Origin of the sequence: Bowmanella denitrificans, assembly GCF_002887595.1 — a bacterium.
In the GTDB taxonomy this organism is placed as follows: domain Bacteria; phylum Pseudomonadota; class Gammaproteobacteria; order Enterobacterales; family Alteromonadaceae; genus Bowmanella; species Bowmanella denitrificans.
This window is the reverse complement of sequence record NZ_PEBU01000015.1, coordinates 59,842-82,093: the sequence shown is the minus strand read 5'-3', so window position 1 is coordinate 82,093 and position 22,252 is coordinate 59,842. Positions and strand designations below refer to the sequence as shown.

At 48.8% G+C, this 22,252-nt stretch carries 21 protein-coding genes; 2 read left to right on the top strand and 19 right to left on the bottom strand.

The features are described 5' to 3' along the window. Positions 1 to 573 precede the first annotated feature (573 nt). The 8 genes from CSR04_RS21825 to CSR04_RS21790 all read right to left on the bottom strand — a co-directional run bounded on the left by CSR04_RS21825 (position 574) and on the right by CSR04_RS21790 (position 10,148). Complete coding sequence (locus tag CSR04_RS21825; RefSeq protein WP_102798461.1) at positions 574 to 1,071, bottom strand: chemotaxis protein CheW; 498 nt, start codon at positions 1,069 to 1,071, stop codon at positions 574 to 576. Between the two features lie 2 nt (positions 1,072 to 1,073). Then, positions 1,074 to 2,969: a chemotaxis protein CheA gene (locus tag CSR04_RS21820; protein WP_102798460.1), complete on the bottom strand. Its 1,896-nt coding sequence runs from the start codon at positions 2,967 to 2,969 to the stop codon at positions 1,074 to 1,076. A gap of 12 nt (positions 2,970 to 2,981) precedes the next feature. After that, positions 2,982 to 3,350 (bottom strand): response regulator, encoded by a 369-nt coding sequence (locus CSR04_RS21815; RefSeq protein ID WP_102798459.1) that lies wholly within the window; start codon positions 3,348 to 3,350, stop codon positions 2,982 to 2,984. Positions 3,351 to 3,357: 7 nt separating this feature from the next. Next, positions 3,358 to 5,052: a fused response regulator/phosphatase gene (locus tag CSR04_RS21810; protein WP_102798458.1), complete on the bottom strand. Its 1,695-nt coding sequence runs from the start codon at positions 5,050 to 5,052 to the stop codon at positions 3,358 to 3,360. After that, a complete protein-coding gene (locus tag CSR04_RS21805; protein ID WP_102798457.1) occupies positions 5,039 to 5,323 on the bottom strand; it encodes an STAS domain-containing protein in 285 nt (94 codons plus the stop codon). Before CSR04_RS21805 ends, CSR04_RS21810 begins: the two co-directional genes overlap by 14 nt. Positions 5,324 to 5,346: 23 nt before the next feature. Next, complete coding sequence (locus CSR04_RS25545; RefSeq protein WP_245921826.1) at positions 5,347 to 6,003, bottom strand: methyl-accepting chemotaxis protein; 657 nt, start codon at positions 6,001 to 6,003, stop codon at positions 5,347 to 5,349. 576 nt (positions 6,004 to 6,579) lie between these two features. Beyond that, positions 6,580 to 7,722, bottom strand: a complete 1,143-nt coding sequence (locus tag CSR04_RS21795; protein WP_102798455.1) for a response regulator transcription factor — start codon at positions 7,720 to 7,722, stop codon at positions 6,580 to 6,582. Positions 7,723 to 7,739: 17 nt separating this feature from the next. After that, positions 7,740 to 10,148: a hybrid sensor histidine kinase/response regulator gene (locus tag CSR04_RS21790; protein WP_172449457.1), complete on the bottom strand. Its 2,409-nt coding sequence runs from the start codon at positions 10,146 to 10,148 to the stop codon at positions 7,740 to 7,742. A gap of 119 nt (positions 10,149 to 10,267) precedes the next feature. Here CSR04_RS21790 and CSR04_RS21785 point away from each other — a divergent pair, with 119 nt between their 5' ends. Next, positions 10,268 to 11,353, top strand: a complete 1,086-nt coding sequence (locus CSR04_RS21785) for a sulfite exporter TauE/SafE family protein (RefSeq protein ID WP_216362617.1) — start codon at positions 10,268 to 10,270, stop codon at positions 11,351 to 11,353. 172 nt (positions 11,354 to 11,525) lie between these two features. Next, positions 11,526 to 11,918 carry a DUF3718 domain-containing protein gene (locus CSR04_RS21780; RefSeq protein WP_102798453.1) on the top strand — a complete coding sequence of 131 codons (393 nt, stop codon included), beginning with the start codon at positions 11,526 to 11,528 and terminating at the stop codon, positions 11,916 to 11,918. 51 nt (positions 11,919 to 11,969) lie between these two features. Here the strand turns inward: CSR04_RS21780 and CSR04_RS21775 are convergent, their stop codons facing one another. The 11 genes from CSR04_RS21775 to yoaA all read right to left on the bottom strand — a co-directional run bounded on the left by CSR04_RS21775 (position 11,970) and on the right by yoaA (position 22,197). After that, positions 11,970 to 12,464 carry a YcgN family cysteine cluster protein gene (locus CSR04_RS21775; RefSeq protein WP_102798452.1) on the bottom strand — a complete coding sequence of 165 codons (495 nt, stop codon included), beginning with the start codon at positions 12,462 to 12,464 and terminating at the stop codon, positions 11,970 to 11,972. Continuing rightward, positions 12,458 to 13,126 (bottom strand): fumarylacetoacetate hydrolase family protein, encoded by a 669-nt coding sequence (locus CSR04_RS21770; protein WP_102798451.1) that lies wholly within the window; start codon positions 13,124 to 13,126, stop codon positions 12,458 to 12,460. The genes CSR04_RS21775 and CSR04_RS21770 overlap by 7 nt, the downstream gene beginning before the upstream one ends. Further along, a complete protein-coding gene (locus CSR04_RS21765) occupies positions 13,104 to 14,102 on the bottom strand; it encodes a lytic murein transglycosylase (protein ID WP_102798450.1) in 999 nt (332 codons plus the stop codon). The genes CSR04_RS21770 and CSR04_RS21765 overlap by 23 nt, the downstream gene beginning before the upstream one ends. Then, the gene (locus tag CSR04_RS21760; RefSeq protein WP_102798449.1) at positions 14,095 to 14,388 is read right to left on the bottom strand and encodes a YcgL domain-containing protein; all 294 of its coding nucleotides are present in this window, start codon (positions 14,386 to 14,388) and stop codon (positions 14,095 to 14,097) included. The genes CSR04_RS21765 and CSR04_RS21760 overlap by 8 nt, the downstream gene beginning before the upstream one ends. Positions 14,389 to 14,442: 54 nt before the next feature. After that, a complete protein-coding gene (rnd, locus tag CSR04_RS21755) occupies positions 14,443 to 15,567 on the bottom strand; it encodes a ribonuclease D (RefSeq protein WP_245921814.1) in 1,125 nt (374 codons plus the stop codon). A gap of 105 nt (positions 15,568 to 15,672) precedes the next feature. Beyond that, positions 15,673 to 17,328 (bottom strand): long-chain-fatty-acid--CoA ligase FadD, encoded by a 1,656-nt coding sequence (gene fadD / locus CSR04_RS21750; RefSeq protein WP_102798447.1) that lies wholly within the window; start codon positions 17,326 to 17,328, stop codon positions 15,673 to 15,675. 116 nt (positions 17,329 to 17,444) lie between these two features. Beyond that, complete coding sequence (locus tag CSR04_RS21745; RefSeq protein ID WP_102798446.1) at positions 17,445 to 18,296, bottom strand: alpha/beta fold hydrolase; 852 nt, start codon at positions 18,294 to 18,296, stop codon at positions 17,445 to 17,447. 98 nt (positions 18,297 to 18,394) lie between these two features. Then, on the bottom strand, positions 18,395 to 19,018 hold the full coding sequence (locus tag CSR04_RS21740) for a Slp family lipoprotein (RefSeq protein ID WP_102798445.1): 624 nt from the start codon (positions 19,016 to 19,018) through the stop codon (positions 18,395 to 18,397). Between the two features lie 118 nt (positions 19,019 to 19,136). Then, the gene (locus tag CSR04_RS21735) at positions 19,137 to 19,454 is read right to left on the bottom strand and encodes a hypothetical protein (protein ID WP_102798444.1); all 318 of its coding nucleotides are present in this window, start codon (positions 19,452 to 19,454) and stop codon (positions 19,137 to 19,139) included. Between the two features lie 131 nt (positions 19,455 to 19,585). Then, complete coding sequence (gene tsaB / locus CSR04_RS21730; RefSeq protein WP_102798443.1) at positions 19,586 to 20,272, bottom strand: tRNA (adenosine(37)-N6)-threonylcarbamoyltransferase complex dimerization subunit type 1 TsaB; 687 nt, start codon at positions 20,270 to 20,272, stop codon at positions 19,586 to 19,588. Continuing rightward, on the bottom strand, positions 20,269 to 22,197 hold the full coding sequence (gene yoaA / locus CSR04_RS21725) for a DNA repair helicase YoaA (protein WP_102798515.1): 1,929 nt from the start codon (positions 22,195 to 22,197) through the stop codon (positions 20,269 to 20,271). The genes tsaB and yoaA overlap by 4 nt, the downstream gene beginning before the upstream one ends. Positions 22,198 to 22,252 lie beyond the last annotated feature (55 nt).

Genomic DNA, 22,252 nt, shown 5'->3' with positions numbered 1-22,252 from the left:
ACCACGAATCTGTGCCAGTACTTCCACCAGCCGCGGCAGCACCTCATAGTTAGCAATAATCAGGTGGTAACTGACAGGTTCCGGATCATAAGCCATGCCAGACTCCCGCATGACGGCGTAGAGTAATTTACGGGTTTCAGCGATATTCTGTGAATGTGCGTCAAAAACCGTTTTTACCGCTTCATTACGGTCCACCAACGCCAGTGTTTGTTGCCAACTTTGCTGCAATGGGTCGATAGACGTTGTGGATACGCCCTGCATCTGATTGGCCAGCTTATCCAGGTTGTTGCTAACCTGCGTCCGTCTGGACAACATCTCTGCGTGCAATTGGCCTTCCCCCTGGATTATCCGGGTCGACAAGTTCCTATGCATAGCGATATTTCGCATCAGATCCAGAGCTGAGTCAGCAGGATCGGTGCCAGCTAACTCAGCTTCGGCTGCCTCCTGGGCAGCATAAGATGTTTCAAGCAGCATGTAAGTAGGCAATGAAACACCAACCACGACTAACAAACCAACACCTAACATCTTCATTGATATACTCAGGTCATTTATCCATTTGAGCGCTTTCATGTTTCACTCCTGTACTGTGTTCTGCTTTTGCTCGAACAAGCCCAACTCGTCGCTGGAAATGAGTTTCTCTATATTGACCAGAATCACCAACTGCTCATCAACTGCGGCCAATCCCACCAGATACTGACTGTCAAACGCCACCCCGAACTCCGGAGGTGGGCGAATTTCGTCGTCAGACAGATTGATAACATCAGACACACCATCCACCACCACACCGACAATGCGGTTATCCACATGCAGCATGATGACAATAGTAAATTCAGTGTAAGTGGCCTCGCCGACGTTGAACTTCATACGTAAATCCACTATCGGAACGATATCGCCACGTAGATTCAATACCCCTTTGATAAAGGGCGGGGCATTGGCAATGCGTGTCACGGCTTCATAGCCACGGATTTCCTTCACTGCCATGATATCCAGTGCATAATGTTCTTCGCCAAGTACGAAGGTCAGAAATTCACGTTGCTGTGTATGTGTCGCCAATGCACTATTGGTTGCCATAATCAGGATGCCTCCCGCACTGGTTGTGGGGCTGTTTTCACCTTGGAAGACAGTGATTCAACATCTATTATCAGCGCAACACTGCCATCCCCCATAATGGTTGCTCCGGCGACGCCAGCGACCCTTTTGTAGTGTTGTTCTAAACTTTTAATCACTACTTGCTGCTGTCCCACCAGGCTATCTACCAGTAAGCCAAATCGCTTCTTCGCGCTTTCTATCAGTACCACAATGCCCTGTGTGGCATCCTGATGCCTGGCCTGAACCCCCATATGCTGACCAAGTTGCAGCAAAGGCCAATACTCGTCACGTACCCACAGCAGCTTGTCATTACCCATACTTTTGATTTGTTCAGGTTGCGGCTGAATGGATTCGATAATATTCACCAGCGGTACCACATACACTTGCCCATCAACGGCAACGCACATGCCGTCCAGAATCGCCAGGGTTAATGGCAAGCGAATATGAAATGCCGCTCCTTGCCCTTGTTCAGATTCAATCTCCACTCGTCCGCCCAACGCTTCAATGTTACGCCGTACCACATCCATGCCGACACCGCGCCCGGATACATCGGTGACTTCTGCGGCGGTGGAAAAGCCGGGAGCAAAAATCAGATTCCAAACGTCGGTGTCACTGGGGTGCTCAGGCACATATACCGAGTTTTCATAGGCTTTGGCTAAAATTCTTTCACGGTTCAGCCCCGCACCATCATCAATAATGCTGATCAGTATGCTGCCGCCTTTATGGGCCGCCCGAAGCGTCAGCAAGCCTTCTTCATTCTTGCCACATTCAGTTCGGCGTTGCGGCTTCTCAATACCATGATCAATGCTGTTGCGAACCAGATGCGTTAGTGGGTCCACCAGTTTTTCGATTAAGCCTTTGTCTATCTCAGTACTGCCACCTTCTATGCAAAGCTCGACGCTCTTACCTAACTTGCCGGATAAATCCCTGACCAAACGTGGAAATCGATTAAACACAAATGACATGGGCAACATACGCATTGACATCACCGCTTCCTGAATCTCACGGGTGTTGCGCTCCAGTTCAGCTAACGCCGCCAGCCTTCTTTCCTCGGCCTCGGCGCTATCGTTACCAGAGATCATGCTTAACATGGACTGAGTAATCACCAGCTCGCCAACCAGATTAACCAGCGCATCAATCTTCTGGGTATCAACCCGAATGGTGCTGGACTCGCTGGCAGCAGCTCCCCCTTTTCGCTCCGTTGCAGATCTGCTTAGCGGCTGTGGCGCTGATTTTTCTTCAGGCTGCTTTTGTGCTGTTTCTGCCTCAGCCGGTTTCTCAGACGCAGGAGGCAAAGGTTCAAACAATCCAAAAGCCTGCTCATCCTCATTTCTGGCACTTACAGGCTCATCTGACGGAGCAAAAAATCCAAATCCTTCATCCTTTTCAGCACCAGGCTCATCGGCAAAGAGTCCAAATCCTTCAGGTTCGTTTACCAGCAATGGCTGCTCAAACAAGCCGTACCCTTGTGTTTGGCTTTCTGAAGGGGCAGAGGTCCCCAAAACGGCATCCAGAGCCTCTGTTCCGGCCGCGATGGCTGACCAATCAATATCGCCTCCCGTACGATAGCTGTGCAAAATACCCTTGAGAATATCCACGGTACTGAGTAATACATCCACAATAGATAAGGTCAACGTCAAGCTATCCTTGCGAGCCCTGTCCAGCAGGTTTTCCATCACATGGGTCAAACCGGTCAAGGCATCAAAACCAAAAATGCCACTGCCGCCCTTAATGGAATGGGCTGCCCGAAATATGCTGTTGAGTAATTCCTTGTCAGGTGAATCAAGATCCAGCTCCATCAGAAACTGTTCCATCTCGTCCAGATGCTCCTGGCTTTCCTCAAAAAACACATTGTGGAACTGCTCCATCTCGATAGACATGTGCGCGATTCCTTATCCCATCACTTTGGCAGCCACTTCCAACAACTTACGTGGATCAAAAGGTTTGACCATCCAGCCAGACGCCCCGGCTGCTCTGCCCTGCGCTTTCATCTCATCACTAGCTTCGGTCGTCAGCACCACAATAGGGGTGCGGGCAAAAGCAGGCAGTGAGCGCAATGATTTAACCAGGGTCAGACCGTCCATTCTGGGCATGTTCTGGTCAGTCAACACAAAGTCGAAGCTTTTACCACCTTTACAAATATCAAAGGCTTCCTGTCCGTCCTTGGCGGCGGTGACACCATAGCTTGCCGATTTAAGTGTGGCCTCTACCATCTGCCGGATAGACGGCGAGTCGTCAACAATCAGTACCTGTTTCGTCATAATGTTCTCACCTGATTAACACTGTTGTTTGGTTGCCGGGTGGCTCGCACTGAAATACGCTTGCCAGGGTGCGAACCAAAGACAGTCCCCTCCCCGACAAGCCGTCTACTTCAGCTTGGGTGTGCTCCGTCAGGCTGTAGCCTTGACCTGAATCCTTCACCCTGATGGTCACCTCATTGCTGGGTGTGACCCAATCCAAGGCCAGCTCTACCCAATCATTTTCTGCCAGCAATGCGGTGCGCTGTTCTTTCTGCTCGATGTAGGTGATAAAACCGTCTACATCGTTCTTAAGCACGGAATCCAGCTTCAATACGCCATGATCCAAGGCATTGCTGATAAGTTCGGCGCTGACAGTAAAAACGCGCTGACGCAACTCCGGCTTCATCGGGCTGGCCTGTAATATGGAATTCAACCAGGCTAGTAAATCCATTTCGGCCAGTTGATAGCCACAAAAACGGCTCGCAATATGCAGGCGTCCGTCCAGGTAGTAGTCATGCAGGCTGGCACTGCGGGCCTCGTACATAAACCCCTGAATATCTATCCTGCAGATCGACACATCATCGTTGTATTCTCTCGTCTGGCAATGATGGCGTAGGGCTTTATCCAGGTTGACAATAGCTTCAGAGTTGCTGCTTCGCTCAATCAGTCGCTCTACACGCTGTATGCCAAATAATTCACCTGTTGCCGATAGCTGTTCAATCAAACCATCGCTAAACATAAAAAGTTGCTCATGAGCAGGAGTAATAGCGATGGTTTCGCTACCCGCGTCAAAGTCCCCCGCTTCCAGCACCCCCAAGGGCATATGCCGGGACACAAACCTGTGCTGAATATGCCCATCGGCGTCACACAACAGTGCTTCCGGCATACCACCATTCCACAAGTTGAGTTCTTTTCTATGCGGATCCAGCTCGATTAAAATGCCAGCTACAAATCTGTCACCGGGAATTTCTTTGGTCAGCTTATGGTTTAATTCATAGGCCAACATAGATAAGGGGCAGCCCTTGGATACCATGGCCCTGAAGACAGACACCACCGGCAAAATGCTGATAGCGGCAGCCAATCCATGCCCGGTGGCGTCCAACAACAAAACAAACAAATTACCACCGGGTGACAGCCGACTAAGCAGCAAATCACCATTAAAAGCACTGGAAGGCTGCATTAAGCTATGAACAAAGGATGAGCTGCTGTTTTCCTTGGCAGACAGGTGTTCATACACATGCCTGGCGAGCTTTTCCTCCTGTTGCTTTTGTCCCAACAGTTCTTCTAAACGATTGTTCTGGACCTGAACATTTTGCTGCAACCAATAGTTGAATATCAGCCTCTGCATCTTAAACAGCAACAAGGGCAAGTGCAGAGGCTTAGGCATAAAGTCGCTGATGCCCCGTTCGAAACAACTTTGTATCAACTGGTAATCGTCATCGCTGGTAATCATCATGACCGGAATATCTATCCCCAGTTGGGTAAGCACATCAATAAACTCTATGCCTAAGCCATCCGGTAAGTGGTTATCCAGCAACACAATGTCGTAGACCTTACCTGCGGCGAGGCTGCGCGCTTCTGCCAGATTGGCAGCCACATCGCAGTTCAGCCCATTTTGTAAAAAATAGGCTGTCAGCATTTTGCTATGCACGCCGTTATCTTCAACCAGCAACACTTTGGTATGATCTTCAGGCGCTTCGATAAAAAACTCAGGCGAATCCATAAATCTTCTGCATATTGGCCATGTTCAATATTTCCTGCGCGGTCCCTTTGGCCCCCCGTATAGAGGCTTTTATGCCAGCGGCCGACGCCCGTTTCTGCAACAGCACCATCATACCCAGTGCAGAACTGTCCAAATAAGCCACCCGACTAAAGTCCAGCACAATGTGTTTGGCAGACTTGCTATCAATCACCCCTTGATAGCCCTGGGTAAAAGGCCCGTGGAAACTGAAGTCGAACCTTTCAGGTAATGAAATAACATGAATATCAGACATCGACGTGTCTCCCTGGTGCCGGTTTAGAAAAGTTCCACTTCCCCTGCACTGACAGAAGAAGACGACACCGGATTGCGCCGGGTCTGTCTGTCAATGCGCATGGTTTCAAGATAGCCGTGGAACTCCTCGATTAAAGCAGGCAAGTTATCGTCATCCAATTGCGCTAGATGATCATGGATAAACTCGATAACCCCCCTACTGAAATTCAGGTTCTGGCTATTGATATCGTCAAATTGCAAACCCCGGATAGCATTATGCAAGGCGCCTTCGAGGCGATGCGCCACCTGATCCAACTCTTTCGTGGTCAGTTCATCTTCATCAGACTTTGCCACAATCATATCCAGCGCTCCCTGGATCTTCTTCTTTGACTCGATCACATAGCTAACGTCCTGCGACGCCACTTTGCCCACATCATGAGTCAGCCCCTCAATCTGCGAGCGAATGGATTTCAATTGACGCTGAATAGCCTCACTAAACTCGGCGGAACGGTTGGATAAGGCTCGCACCTCGTCAGCCACCACCGCAAAACCCCGTCCGGCCTCCCCGGCTCTGGCCGCTTCGATTGCGGCATTCAAAGCCAGCAAGTTGGTTTGTGAAGCAATCTCATCAATATCCTTAAGTGCCTTCATTACCAGAGGCATGGACTCGTATATCTTGTTGACCTTTTCCAGCAAGTCCATGGAAGAAGCAGACATGTCGACCGTGGTGTTAATAAAGCGATCCAGCATCTGGCCGGTATTGATAGCAAAATCATGCATGCGGGCACTGTTAAATTCCTGTTCACTCTCACCTGTACCCAGCAATCTATGAATACAGCTTCCCTGGCGGGACATTAACCCTTGCAGTTGTTCGAATGAATCCCTCAGCAGTAAAACGGCATCGGCCTGTGTGCTTATACTGTCTGCCAGACTTTGTTCACAACGCTTTAAGGCCGGTACCAGTTCAGCACATAAGGCATTTAAATGTTCAGTCTGTGCCTTTGGCGGAGGATTTAAGGGCTGATTATCTGCAATATTTGGTGCGGTGGATTTCCGTGTATAAAAGCCGACAGATACCGCCAAAACGGCCAGAATCATGCCCCAATAACCCCATCCCAGCCACTCAAATAGCATACCGCCGAGCAGTGCTGCGAATATAAACAGAGCGTCGCGTAGAACCAGTGTAGTTTTCAACATGCTATCCAAGTCCCTGTCAGTATTTCCACTTTAGGAGAGGAAAACGAATTGCGCTAATATACTGGTGGTTTTTTACTCTATTCAGCCTGCCAACTTATTCAATAATTGCTGCATCACCGCTTTATACTCATTTTCTTTTTGCAGGCTTTCCTCAAAAATGCTACTTGCTTCCTGAATAGCGGCATTTACATGCGTGACCAGCGTCTGCTCTTCTTCTTCAAGCAAGTTGAAATGAATAAGTTCGGTGCTAAGGTTGGTTTCAAGATTTAATATCGTCTGTTCAAAGCGTTCCGACATGGCCGACTTACTTTGTTCCATTTCCAATACCAGACCAGCGATAGACTTAGCAACATCTGAGGCAATCTGTTGTTTCTGCTGATTATTTCGCTCAAGCAATATGGCCTCAATTCTGGCATCCACGCCATTTAACAATAAGCAAAATTGATCTTTTAACACACCGTATCTTTCTTCATCATCTATGGGCATATCACGAATCAACACGGTGAAATATTGGTAATTAAAAAAAGAAAACTGCTTCCAGCTGTAAATTCTTCCTTTACTGCGAGCTTCATGAATGGACTGTAATTCCAGACTCACTTGCCGACCATCATCACGAAAATATCTTTCTTCATCTAATTCGAAATACGCTGTGCCTTTGACACCAAATCCGGCCAACGCTGAAAAAATCAACGCAGCCAGCTCCGACGTTGTTGACACCTTATGCGTTGATTCCATAAAGCGCAGAATATCGCCAAGCTCGGCGCTGGTTTTCATTGCATCAAACGCCATCTTCATGGCCGAATCAAATTGTTCACTGGCCTGCTGACGTGTTTCCCGCTGGCGAAGTAGTTGTTCTACTTTGAGTATCAGTTCCTTTAGGCGTACCGGCTTAATCAGATAGTCGTCTGCGCCTACCGCATAAGCATGTAAAATATCTTCTTCCTGCATAAGCCCGGAGGTAAAAAGCACAGGTACGTCGTCTTGCAAGAATTCGCGGCGTAGTATTTCGCATATACTAAAGCCGTTAACGCCAGGCAACTGCACGTCCAGAATCACCAGACAGGGAGAGACTGGTAAGCTATCCCGCAACGCACTCACCCCTTCATTCGGGAAGGAAATAAAATGACGCACCACAAAGCCTTGTGCTTCAAGCGCGGTCGTCGTCATCTGTGCAATGTCCGGATCGTCTTCAAAGTAAAGAATATATTTATCAACCATCTCCATACGTCACTCCTGGTAAGCTATGCACGAGCCTCAACCAATAACTCGGCCATCCGCTTCAATAAATTTGATGCTGAAACCGGTTTAATTAAACGATGTCGGTAATACGGGTTTTCCTGCTCAAGTTGATTGGACCTTTCACTGGCAAAGCCCGTGATCAACTGAACTTTTATATGCGGGTAATACTTGTCTATTTGCTCGGATAAATAGATACCGCCCCGTCCGGGCATAACGACATCAGTGAGCACCACATCAATCTTATGGGTGCCCAATAATCGCATGGCATCGTCAACATTATTGGCCTGAAGTACTCTGTAACCTGCGGCTTCAAGTACCGCTCGGGTTACACTAAGTAACTCCTTCTCATCGTCCACCAGCAAAATGCTGGCGTGTTGCCTGAATTGTGGCCTTATGTCATTGCTGACAGCAGGGGCTTGTGCAGCAATATCCTGTTCGTCTGCATGGTAGCGGGGGAAATACAACTCGAAGCGGCTGCCCTGGCCAGGCGTTGATTCCAACCCAATTCCGCCGCCACTGCGATGCACAAAGGAATAGACCTGAGCCAACCCCAGCCCAGTGCCATCCCGGCCCTTGGTGGTAAAAAATGGTTCAAATACTCTGAGTTTGGTTTCTTCATCCATACCGCAACCATTGTCCACAACACTGACCTGAACATACTCACCGGCTGCAATACCAAGTGATTGCCCTTCCAATGCGCCAATCATCAGATTGCGGGTAATAACCAGGATATTGCCCCCTTCCTGCATGGCCTGACGGGCATTAATGGCCAGATTCAGCAAAACGTTTTCAAAGCCGCCTTTGTCTAATAGCACAAGCCAGAGGTTGTCCTGCAACTGGTAGTGAATATTGACCGAGCGCGTCACCGCCTCAACCAACATTTCATCCATATGTTCAATTACCTGACCTATATCCAGGATATCCTCCTGGCCCGGTTTGCTGGACGAAAAGTCCAATAACTTTCTGGTCAGTACCGCGGCCCGTTCACAGGCAGACAGTATTTTTTCCTGATACTTACCGGCGGGTTCATCGGTCAGCTCCATCTGGCTCAGTTCTGCGTAGCCAGAAATAATGCCCAAAATATTATTAAAATCATGGGCTACCCCATTAGCCAGGCTGCCAACCGCGCCTAGCTTTTGATTGAGCAACAGTTGTTTTTCCTGCTCTTTTAACAAGGTCAGGTCATGACAAGTACCAAGGAATCGCCGCAAGCCATTCTCAGCCGGAGGGAGCTCAGAGACCGACAAACGAATGGGAAACTCCCACCCCTCTTTATGCTTGGCGGTGACATCTCTGCCCACCCCAATAATCTGCGCATTACCAGTTTTTAGGTAGTTCATCAGATAGCCGTCATGCTGAGCGGCCACGTCGGCAGGCATCAGGGTATTGATATTTTGCCCAAGCAGCTCCTTGGCGCTATAGCCAAACAGCTTGGTTGTACTGGGATTGCAATGTTCCACCAAGCCCTTTTCGTTGATGGTGATCACTGCATCCACCATATTATCCAGTATTTCTTCCAACTCAGTGCGTTGATGACTGATATCCCGAAACCAGGATAAGGTTTCCTGCTCAGCCAGCACTCTGGAAGTTTCATCAAAAGCGATCATGGCTAATGCTTGCCTGCCGCCATAATGGATAGGATTTACCAGCAGTTCCAACCAGCGAGGCTCTGCTCTGCCCTCCACTCTGCAACTAACCCGCCACAATCCCAGTGCACCTTGTTGCGACTTATCATTGATTACACATTCAAGGCGTGTCAGAAACGAGTCCACATCCTGCTTATTCAATAAATCCAGCAAACTTGTGTGCCGCAGATATTCAGCATGCAGCCCCAACAAATCCAACGCCACTTTATTGGTACTTAAAAACTGAAAATGGTGTCTCTCAACAACCCAGATGGCCGCAGGGTTTGCCTCAAACAAATCAATCCTGAGGCTGTTCATCAAGGGCAATTCTTCGGGTTCAAATATCAGTAGTAGCGCACTGCTGTCACTTTTCTCTGTGCATCTCAACCCGGATAACCGACAGGTAACTAATGTGTTGGAATCTAATTGCAGGCTATAATGAATGGCAGGCATTTCACCTTTTTCATGCAGATCGTTGAGAAAATCGGCGATAGGTTCTGAACTCTCTAAATCAGCCAGATTCAACTTTTGCCAACGGGTATCACTATCACAACCAAATAATCTGGACGCTGCACTATTGCCGATGCAAACTCTGCCATCCGTTTTAACCAACACCACTGGAAAGCTGAATAACTGCAACACTGCGCCCATAGTTGAGCACAATTCACCAGTGAAGCAGCCCAGCTTTACCAGCGGGCGGACCAAATCCAGTAAATTCAAACCGGCCGTTATATTGTTTTGCTTCCCGGAACTGCTGGGACCGCCTGTCAGTAATGCCTTATCCATAAGTTCCATTTGGCTATGTTAGTTTTAAATGAAGGTGTCATGGGTAAGTACAGCAAAAACTTAAATATTTGCCAGTTATCTGGCCAGGCGTTGTTCACACTGCTCTGGCAGCTGTTAGAATGCGCAAAACCAACCAGCAGTCAGTCACAATGTCGTTGCAGTCTCCCCAAAAGCAGTTTTTATGGATCTGGTGGCTATGGCTGGCCGGTTTTTACGGCATATGGTTGTGGCTGATGGTAGGTCAGTCCCTGTGGCCACAGGCCATTGAGCATTGGCCAATGGCGCTGGCGATGGCCATTGGCAGTTATGCCGCAGGCTCGACCCCAATGGGCGGCGGCACGGTGGGATTTCCTGTCCTGGTCTTGTTATTCGAACTTCCTGCCAGCCTGGGCAGGGATTTTAGTTTCGCCATCCAATCCATCGGTATGACCAGTGCCAGCATTTTTATCTTAGCCAGACGTCAACCCTTAGCCTGGGCCTTACTCAAAGGTGCTATGCTCGGCGCACTTGTCGGGACACCGCTGGGAATTTTTTTCATCGCCCCTTATGTCCCTGAGCTATGGATAAAACTGGTTTTTGCCGTGGTATGGGCCAGCTTTGGCCTGCTTCATTTGTACCGTCTGAATGAAATTGCCGGACACAGCGGTATGACGGAATTTGATGAGAACTGGGATTTCCGTCTTGGCCTTTGGCTTGGGCTGCTGTCTGGCGCCACCGTGGCAGCAGTGACCGGTGTCGGAATCGACATGGTGGTCTATTCGGCTTTGGTGCTGTTGTGTCGGGCAGATTTAAAAATTGCCATACCAACGTCGGTTGTGATTATGGCTTACACCTCTGTTCTGGGTGTCGCCGTGAAACTGTTTATCGGTGATGGTTTGCAACCTGGGGTGTTTGAGAACTGGCTGGCAGCCGCTCCGGTAGTGGCCCTTGGGGCGCCTCTGGGGGTGTTTATTGTAGCTAAAATTGGTCGCAAACCTACCCTGCTGGTGGTGGCAACGCTTTGTGTTGGCCAGTTTATCTGGACATTGATGACCGAGCGCCAAGTTTTGGGTCTGACCGGCATACTGATTGCGTTACTGGCTGTCGCGGCCTGCCTGGCGGGCTTTGAACGGCTGCGTCGCTGGGGAGCAGTGTTGGTGGGTGAAAAACCCGAACCCGCTGCCCCTGCGCACAGGGCATTGCTATCCGAGGTGAAAGAGCGCTGATCCTCAGCGCTTAGTTCTGACGTTTCATCCACCTCTCACCTCTCACCTCTCACATAGCGTATAACTTTATATACTAAGGTACGATTTTACCCGCTGTTTCCCTCAGTTCGATTTTCATACACTGCTTCCCGTCAAGACCGTTAACGAATTTTTAACTTTAGAGGCAATTCACATGAAAAAGACCACCATCGCTATCCTGACCCTGAGCAGCCTGATTTTTGCACCTACAAGCTTTGCTGATATTAATGAAGATCTGCAAAACATCTGCACCATCGTTAAAAACGATGACAAATCAGAGCTGCGCAAGAAGCTGAAAAAAGTGCAAGACGACTACAACCTGCGTTTGGGTGACTATTACACAGGTATCAGTTGCGGTGGTAACAGCCTGATTCGCTACTCCATGGAAAATAACGCCACGGAAGTCGGTACTTTTATGATTAAAAAAATGAGCAAATCTGACCTGAGCCAGGCAGAGCAAGACGGTATGGCGTTGCAGCAGTGGGCCGAAGCAAATGGCCACCTGACCACCGAAATCGGTAAAGAATTGCTGGATCGTATCAGCTAATCCTACTCAGCAATAAAAAATCCCGCTTGATGCGGGATTTTTTATATGGCGCTAATCAAGATCCTGCAATGGCCAGACAACAATATAATCTTCCAGGTCATCCACCGAAATACCATCATCCGACACGGTTTTACCACGTACAGACATTCCGGCTTTATGCATAGCCGATTTCTTACCTTTATGCAGAAGTGGATGCCAGGAAGGTAAACCGCGCCCTTCATAAAGTCGCCTGTAACTGCAACTGGCAGGCATAAAAAAGATATCTTTCAGATTCGCTTTGGTTAACTTAACGCAATCCGGCACCAGTATGGTCCGTTTTTGATACTGAGTACATTCACAACGCTTAGTATTGAGAAGATGACAAACGACATTAGTATACTGGACCTCTTCTCCCGGACGCAGCTCATCGGTTGCCAGGCCATCACCTTCTTCATCCTCAATGACTTTATGCAGGCAACACTTGCCACAGCCATCGCACAAGGCTTCCCACTCAATATCGTTCATCTGTTCGAGAGGCTTTTGCTCCCAGAATTTATCGGCTAACAAACGCCCCTCACTTGTGCATCAACCTGCAGATACCCGCACAGTTCAGCTTTAAGACTATCCTCTGGAAGTAAGGGCCCTACCCCTTTAGGGGTCCCGGTTAACACCACATCGCCCGGCAGCAAGGTAAAATACCTGGAGATTTCACTGATAAGCGCCGCCATGTTGTGGATCATCAATGCTGCATTGCCTTGCTGACAAACCTGTTCATTCACCCACAAATTAAAGCTTAGATGTTGCGGCTCTTGCACTTCAATGGCAGGCACAAAGCCGCTAAGCGGACAACTGCCATCAAAGGCTTTGGCCCGCTCCCAGGGTTGCCCCTTGGCTTTCATCTTGTCCTGCACATCACGCAGGGTCAGATCCAGCCCCAGTCCATAACCCCACACGGCCTGCATAGCCTGCTCTGGGGCAACATGACTTAAGGTCTGCCCTATCAGCACAGCAATTTCCAGCTCGTTGTGACAAGCCCCCAAATCGGTAGGGATTCGGATCTCACCGGCAAATGTCACCAGGGCGGTTGATGGCTTGATAAACAGCAGCGGCTGTTCCGGTACTTCATTGTTCAGTTCTTGTATATGGTCAAGGTAATTGCGCCCCACGCATACGGTCTTGCCTGCAGGCAGGCCAATAACTTTGCCTTTATTGTCCAGGTGCTGATACATCATTATCTCGCAATTCAGCTTTGATTCGATCTGACAAATATCCCACCGCACTACCAAAATAGGTGGAGCGATTCCAATTCATCAAGGTATGGAAATTATCGTATACCAGATAAATACGCCCTTTGGCATCATCCGGCATTACCAGACTGGCGCGCAGGTTCCGCGCTGGCAAATCGGAGCCGTCATAGCGTCTTACCCCTAACGCCTGCCATTCACTCAGTGATTTCATTTTATCTTTATCCAGCCCACTAAGCTTAGTATCAAAATCAGCCGGGATCGTCACCTGGCGTCCCCATGTCTGACTGTCATCCCAGCCAACTGTCTTCAGGTAATTGGCAATCGACGCAAAGACATCGGCCTGATTGGACCAAATGTCTTTTTTACCATCGCCGTCAAAATCATAGGCGTACGCTAAAAACGAACTGGGCATAAACTGACTTTGCCCCATTGCCCCGGCCCAAGAACCAACAAAACCTGATTTATCAATATGCCCTTCCTGAAGGATAGTCAGGGCTGCAAATAACTGACGCTTAAACAGGGCTTCACGGCGCCCTTCATACGCCAGGGTCGTCAGGGCCGAGATGACCGGAAATTTTCCTTGTATACGGCCGAAATTGCTTTCATTCCCCCACAAGGCCACTATAAACCGAGGTTGTACACCAAACTTACGCCCCACCGCTTCAAGCACTTCTTTATTTTCTTTGTATTTTTCTACGGCCTGCTTAACCTTCCAGTCAGGTACCCGGCTTGCCAGATACTTGTCCAATGTCAGCTTAAATTCGGGTTGATTCTTATCAGAACTGACGGCTCTTTCATAAAATTCAACATCGGCAAAGGCCTGGTCAACTAAGGCCTGGCTGAAGCCCTGTTGCAGTGCTTCTGCTTTAATATTTTGTACATACTGATCAAAGTCGGGTTTCGCAATGGCTCCCAGACTGCAGAATAATAATAGTGCAGCAGATAAAGGTCTAAACATCATCCTGCTCCTTTGTTTGATGAAGTTGACGACGATGCGTCTCCAGTAGATTTTCCTTTGGTGGCGGCAACTGCAGGTAGAAACCTTGTTCCTGCATAGCCTGACAGACTTTCGCGGCATCACTGATGGCAAGTTTACTATCGGGCTTAATGGCCATTACCATCACCAGAGAAGGGGTACCGAAATGCTGCATAAGCGCTTGTGGTACATCAGAAAAATCATCGCGTTTGGGTACGAAAAGATAGGTTTCGTCTTTCTTACTACTTTTATAAATAGCGCACAACATGGCGACTGCTCGGACTCCCATGAGAGTGATTGGGGCTGGTTTGTGTCAGCATTCTCAGTCTTTACCTAAGATACTCTGAATCCCGTCTTGCAACAAAGGTTGCCGCCAACCACAGATTAAATCAGGTTTCAGGTCTGCCAGTTTACCTTCATCCAGACTGAACCACAGCCATTTTAACAGTTGATTGATCTGTTTTTTTGAACCAAGCAACTCAACCGGAATGTTGAGCCCCTGCGACACTTCTTCACAAAGCTGTCTGAGTGCTTGAGACACTTTCTTGTAGGCGGAAAAATCCACCAGACGCTCTATCTTAGGTGGGAAATGTTCGGGAGGTACATCCATGCATGCATTCATAATCGCTAATAGCTCATCGCCATGGCGGCGTACATCTTGTGGCGGCATACCGGATATGGCAAACAACGCATTGCGTTGCATCGGCTGGCGTTTGGCCAATTCCAGCAGATATTGCTCTTTGAAGACGAAATTTAAGGCCAGGTTTTTGCTGCGAGCCTTCTGAATCCGCCACTTAGCCAGTTCCTTCAGCACTAACAAAGCCTTACCTTTTATCTGCCAATTATTCTTTATGGTCAGATATACATAGTCATCCGGCAACTCACGACGCTTTTTTTCGGCCAGTTGCTGCATTTCATCAAACACCCATTGAGTACGGCCCAGCGCTTCGATTTCATTGGCCAACTGCGGATACAACGCATATAAATGAAAAACGTCATTGGCAGCGTAATCCAGTTGTTGTTCGCTCAAAGGCCTGGCCAGCCAGTCTGTTCGGGATTCACCCTTGTCTAAACTGATCCCCAAACGCTGTTCCACCAGCTTAGCGTAGCCCAGAGATGGCCCCATATTCAGCAATCCAGCGGCAAACTGAGTATCAAATAGTGGCGTTGGTACCACCTTCATGGCGGTCCAGAAGGTCTCCAGATCCTCAGAGCAGGAATGCAGTACCTTAATCACCCGTTCATCCGTCAGTAATTGAACCAGGGCGGATAAATCATCGACGGCGAGCGGATCAACAAGGGCTAATTGTTCTCCGTCATAGAGCTGAATCAATCCCAACTGAGGGTAGAGAGTGCGGGTACGAACAAATTCGGTATCAACAGCAATATATGACTTGCCGGAGGCTTGCTGGCAATAGGATGCCAACTGCCCTGTTTCGGTAATCATTTGATATTTCATCAGAAAAATGCGGTGCCTTAGTTAGGGTTCACAACAATCTTAGGGTGGAAAACGCCGCCATCCTGTCACAGAGCGGCGTTAGTATCGAGGATGCTAACCCTTTAACTCCCGGCGTAATATTTTGCCCACGTTGGTTTTAGGTAACTCGGTACGAAACTCTACCTGACGTGGCACTTTGTAATTGGTCAAATGCTTACGGCAATGGGCTATCAGTTCATCTTCAGTCAGTGCGGGGTCCTTTTTCACTACAAACAGTTTAACCGCCTCACCGGTTGATTCACTGGGAACACCCAAGGCAGCGACTTCCGCAACCCCATCGTGCATGGCCGCCACTTCCTCTATTTCATTGGGGAATACGTTGAAGCCGGATACCAGAATCATGTCTTTCTTACGATCAACGATATAAAAGCGTCCCAGCTCATCCACTTTGGCAATATCACCAGTGGCCAGCCAACCATCGTTTAGCACTTCGCTGGTTGCCTCGTCACGATTCAGATAGCCTTTCATGACCTGAGGACCGCGTACGTGCATTTCACCAGGTTCGCCAACAGCCACTTCATTACCACTGTCATCAAGCAACCTGATTTCCGTGGAAGGCACAGGCATCCCTATGGAACCGTTATATTCATCCGTGATAGTTGGATAATTAATACTGACCACAGGTGAACATTCAGTCAGTCCATAACCTTCCAATAGCACATGCCCGGTCACTTTGGCCCAGCGCTCCGCAACCGGTCGCTGCACGGCCATGCCGCCTCCAAGTGCAAACTTAAAATTGGAAAAATCCAGTTCCTTAAATCCTGGCGTGTTCAGCAAGCCATTAAACAAGGTATTAACGCCGGTTAGCACGGTAAAGGGATACTTTCCCAGTTCTTTAACAAAGCCTGGCATGTCCCTGGGATTAGTTATTAACAGGTTACGGCAACCGTATTTAACGAAAGTCAGACAGTTAGCCACCAAAGCAAAGATGTGGTAAAGCGGCAGGGCTGTTACCACCAATTCCTGCCCAGGTTCTATTACAGGTTCAAGGATCACGGAAATCTGTTGCAAATTCGCCACCAGATTCCGGTGAGTAAGCATGGCCCCTTTTGATACGCCTGTAGTACCGCCAGTGTATTGCAAAAACGCAATATCTGAGCCTTTCACCTCAGGACGCTGGTAGCTCATGTTCTTACCGCTGTTAATTGCCTCCATCAGGCTGCGACTGCCCGGCAGTGAAAAGGCTGGTACCATTTTTTTGATGTGTTTCACCACCAGATTGACTATCCAGCGCTTGGGCGCTGGTAACATGTCTCCCAGGCGCGTCAGGTACACCTGACTGACTTGCGTATCCTTTATTACTTTATCCAGGGTGTGGGCAAAATTTTCAACAATGATTATGGCTTTGGCATTGGAATCATTTAATTGGTGCTTTAACTCTCTGGCCGTATACAGAGGGTTAACATTAACGACCGTTAAACCAGCGCGCAGCACGCCGAAAATAGTCACAGGGTTTTGCAGCAAGTTAGGCATCATGATAGCGACAGCATCGCCCTGCTTTAACCCTTGTTGCTGTAGATAGGCGGCAAACTGCCTGGAATACTGATCCAGCTCTTTGAATGTCATCTGTGCACCCATATTAATAAAGGCAACACGGTCAGCGTATTTCTGCACAGATTGTTCGAATATATCCACCAACGACGCGTAGTGGTCTGCGTCAATATCTGTAGGGATATTATCAGGGTAATGTTCTAGCCAAATCTTTTCCACATTGCCTCCTGTGGCATTTTTTTACTTATTATCTTCATGGCCGGGGATTGCCCGGCAAACGGCGCAGCCCCAATAGTAGCCAAAGCCCGGAAAAAGATAAATCAGAAAAGTTGCGGTTAAAGTTTGTCTACCTGCTGCCAAAAGCTGCGAATATGCTTTGCAACGGCACCCGGATTATCCATATGCAGGTGATGCCCCCCTTCGGCTTGAGCCAAACTCAAATCTGCAATCAAGGCCTTGCGTCGCTGCACATTCCCTCGCACTTTTTCAAATCCTTTGTTTCCGGTTATTGCCAAGACCGGGCAGGTTACTGCCATAAGAAACGCTTCTGCCTGAGGTTCGGTAAGACGCAATGATGAGACGGTGCGCAAACGCCGGTCCGTGCGCCATTCCCACTCCCGCCCCAGTTGACGTAAATTACGCTCAACCAGCAAAGTGGCGGATGTCTTTTTGAGATCGCCAGCCAGCAACCTGGCTGTCACAGCTTTAGCAAAACTGGGCGGATGACGAGCCGTCTTATCATCGATGGCAAGACGACTTACAACGGATTCCCTTAACTGTTCCGCACTGGTTGCTGCTTCTTTAGTCAAAGGACCGAATGCTTCGATCATCACCACAGAGATTATCTGTTCCGGAAAAGTGGCGGCATAAACGGAAGACAGAATGCCTCCCAATGAATGTCCAAGCAGGTGACATTGTTGCCAGCCTAATACATTCAGCAATTCCCTGATATCCTGCACCCAGTCCAGAAAATGATAGTGCGCATCAGCGCTTCGATGCGCGGAGTGTCCATGTCCGGTTAAATCAACCGCCACGACATCCCAGTCTGGAAAATATTCCGCCATCGGAACAAAACTGGCAGCATTGTCCAGCCAGCCATGTAATGCCAGTACTTTGGGTCCATCAGGATTGCCAAATCGCAGGGCCGACAATGTCAGGTGTTTAAGTTTAATTTGAATGTCCTGCAATCCACTTCACTCCATACGCAATAAAAAAGCGGCAATAATCTGCCGCTTCACTACAATAATCTGCCACACCATTGCAAAGCAAGGCAACCATTTGCCGCTTAACGTGTCACCTTTTTAGGTGCTGGTGAATTCGAGGACTGAGGTGCCCGATTGGGCAGTGGTCCATCGACATACCCTTTGCTTTTGCTTCGAATAATAACCCGTTCATGGTAAGGCCACATATGCCAACCCCACCAATTGTATGGGTAAGGGCCATAACCATACCCCATGGTGCTAACTTCCACTTCCTGAACATCTTTCCACAAGTGGTAGCCATTGGCTTTCAACGTTGGAAACTGATACTTGTATTCGCCGACCTGTCCTTCTTCGCTCCCCGTTACCGCCCCGCTGACGGTCAGGCTGCGTCCTGGTTTATACACCATAGGATCCAGAAATCCATCCACATAAACTCTGAAGCGGCCAACACTTTCATCATCTGTGGTAGGTCGTCCGTAACTGCGTATCGGGTAATGCACCATTTCCAGCACTGTGGCGTCGGCCTTGTTCTTTACATCAGCAATCACCCCACCCCACAATACCTGCCCACCCGAACTCTGTTGGGGCTGAGCAGCCACCTCTTGATAATTAAGCAGCTTAGCGCCTTCTGCCACCTGTAAATCCTTGGGTAAGGTAGAGCAACCGGCAATGGCCAACACAAATGTGACCAACATTAACTTCTTCATATTCACCCCACAACTGGCGTTATTGTCTGGTCCATTATCTAACAAATAGCTGAACCCGTACTGAATTGGGTATATGGCGAGGGTATTTAACTGATTCCGATGCGTCAAGAGCTGCGCGTCAGACGTAAGTGTCGATTCCCATAGATTGCTGAATTTCGTCTTTTAGTTGCAGCCGGGCCAGGCTTTGATAAGCATCGACAGCTTGTCTGCCTCGTGAATCTGGTTGATCGTAAAATTGTTGTTGTTGGCGTCGGTACTTGTCTGCCTGTACCTGGGTTTCTTCATTGCCCTGTCGCGCAACCACCTGGCTACGAGGATATTCTGTAGGCGCGTTGTCCTGAGGCTGGCGTGCTGGTTGGTCCCTGGCAGGTCCCTTGACCGCAGGATTAACCACCAGCCCTTGTTGCTGGGCGATAAGAGAAGATTCAATGTCCACTAATTTACCACCGAAGTAGGATACAACTTATCCAGCTAAGCACAGCTTTAATCTATGGCAGCAAATTGCCATTTTTGCCATATCACCAGTCTGCCTAGGGTAGTTCGCAAAAATCATGCCGATATCGTCATCTATTCTCTACCCGGTAACTTTTTCCAGGTGACCTTGTCACGTAAGTACACCGGCTCTATGTGGTCCACCGAGACAGCAGCCCCATCGGCGGCGGCTCTTGTTGCCAAAGGCAGCATAAACTGGGCTGATGGATACAGAATATCAGACAATACCCTTACCTGGCCGTCTGGGTTTAAACTCTCATATGTGCCCCAGGCTGTGCCAACACCTGCCCACTGGCGAATATCCACCATCCCAGACAGCGCCTGTTCAGGTGGTAATACTGCCTCATCGCCCACCAGTTGCATCGTCCCGTCAACCAAGGTGTATTTCCCCATATAGACTTCGTCCATACGCGCATCAATAGCAGCGATAACCTGTTCAACCCCATGCTCAATATAGGCTTGTTGCGCCATGGCAGCCAAGGTGGATACAGGAACCACAGGTAACTCTGAGCCTAATGCCAGTCCTTGTATCATTCCTGTGGCGATCCGCACCCCGGTGAAACTGCCGGGCCCCCGACCAAACCCCAGTAATTCGAGGTTTTTCAACGTTATTCCGGCTTCAGCAAGTAATTCATCCACCATGGGCAATAGTCGCTGGCTATGTTGTTGCGGGCATACTTCAAACTTTGCCAATACTTGCCCCTGGTAACTCAGGGCGGCTGAGCAGGCTTCTGTGGCTGTATCTATAACCAATATATTCATGTAACCTGATTCTCTTGTATCTGTTTTAAGAAAGTCAGCGCGCTGTCCAGCGTTCTGGTGCGACGCATATCCGGTAAACTGGCCAAAAAGGTTTTTCCATAGTCTCTGGTAACCAAGCGGTTGTCACATATGACCAATACACCACGATCGGCACTATCACGGATTAACCTGCCGGCACCTTGCTTCAAGGTAATAACGGCTTGCGGTATCTGTATCTGAGCAAAAGGATTGCCGCCATGTTTTCTGCAATCTTCAATTCTGGCCTCCAGCAGTGGATCATCTGGTGCCGCAAAGGGGAGTTTATCGATCAACACGCATGTCAGCGCATCCCCTCGAACATCCACCCCTTCCCAAAATGCACCGGTACCCAGTAAAACAGCATTGTCCGCTTGCAAATAGGCCTCGAGTAAGGCGCGTTTACTGGTGCTTCCCTGCACCAGAATAGGGTTATCAATCACAGCTTCCAACCCATCAGCCACCTCACGGAGCATGGCATGACTGGTAAACAACAAAAAACAGCGGCCATTGCTGGCCTTGATTAGCTGCTGAGCAATACCCGTCAAGGTCTGGCGCATTGCAAAAGCGCTGGGCTCCGGCAGGTAACGGGGCACACATAAAAGTGCCTGCTGTTGATAATCAAAGGGGCTGTCTAAGGCAAGGGTCTGTGCACCCTGAAGGCCCATTTGGCGAATAAAATGCTCAAAGCCGCCGCCGACCATTAAGGTGGCAGACGTAAACACCCAGGTACGTTTTGGCTCAGCCATGTAATCAGCAAAGCGCCTGGCGATAGAAAGCGGCGTCAGGTGTAACACAATATGCTTGATAGTGGTTTCATACCAAAGACTGACGCCTTTTTTGTCCACATCGGTTAGCCTTTCCAACTGACTGCGTGCCTGAGCACATCGTTCATAAATGGTATCCAGATCTTTATCTCTACCCAGGTGCAGCTTAACCACCTCGTAGACCAGATCCAGAATTTCATGCAGTTTACCCAGTTGCGCCTGAACGTCTTCTCGCTCGAGCGCCAGCCGCCAATTGCCCTTTTCCCCCTGTTCAGGAAAAAGCAGCCGCAAGTCACCAGTGATATAACGAAGCTTTTCCGCCACTTTACTTAGTTGCTGAGCATCTTTTAGCTTAGTTCGATATACCAGCTCAAGATCCATACCCAGGTCCTGCAATTGCCGACTGGAAAGAGATTCACCAAAATATTCACTGGCAATGTCTGGAATTTGATGAGCCTCATCAAACAAAATAACATCTGCGTCAGGAATAAGTTCACCAAATCCAGTATCTTTAAGCGCCATATCAGCAAAGAACAGATGATGGTTGACCACCACCAGATCGGCGTCCAACGCCTCACGACGTGCTTTTACCAAATAACAATCTTCGTAATCGGGGCAGTCTTTGCCCAGGCAATTATCTTGTGTAGAGGTGACAAAAGGTAACACCCTGGCATCTTCGGGTAAGCTCTTTAATTCCCCGATGTCACCACTTTTAGTGCCACTTGCCCATTGCCGCACTAACGTGAGTTCATGTAATACGGATTTATCCACCAGATTACTTTTGCCACCATGCTGTGACAATCGATGCAAGCACAGATAATTAGATCGGCCTTTGAGCAATACTGTGCGTTTATTAGTAGCAAGGGCTTTTTTCAACAATGGCAAATCACGATGAAACAACTGCTCCTGCAAATTCTTGGTGCCGGTTGAAACAACGACCTTTTTACTGCTTAGTAGCGCCGGTGCCAGATATGCAAAGGTTTTACCTGTGCCAGTACCTGCTTCGACAACGAGTTGCTGTTTATTTTTGATGGCTTGTTGAACTGCCTCAGCCATATCAGTTTGCGCCTTGCGCGGTGTAAAGCCCTGAATAACGCCCGCCAGCGCACCCTGTTTGGCAAAAACCTGTTCAATTGTCGGCATCGAATCCCCCTCAAGACGCGCAATTATGCCAAAAAGCTTAAAAGCGTACAGGGAT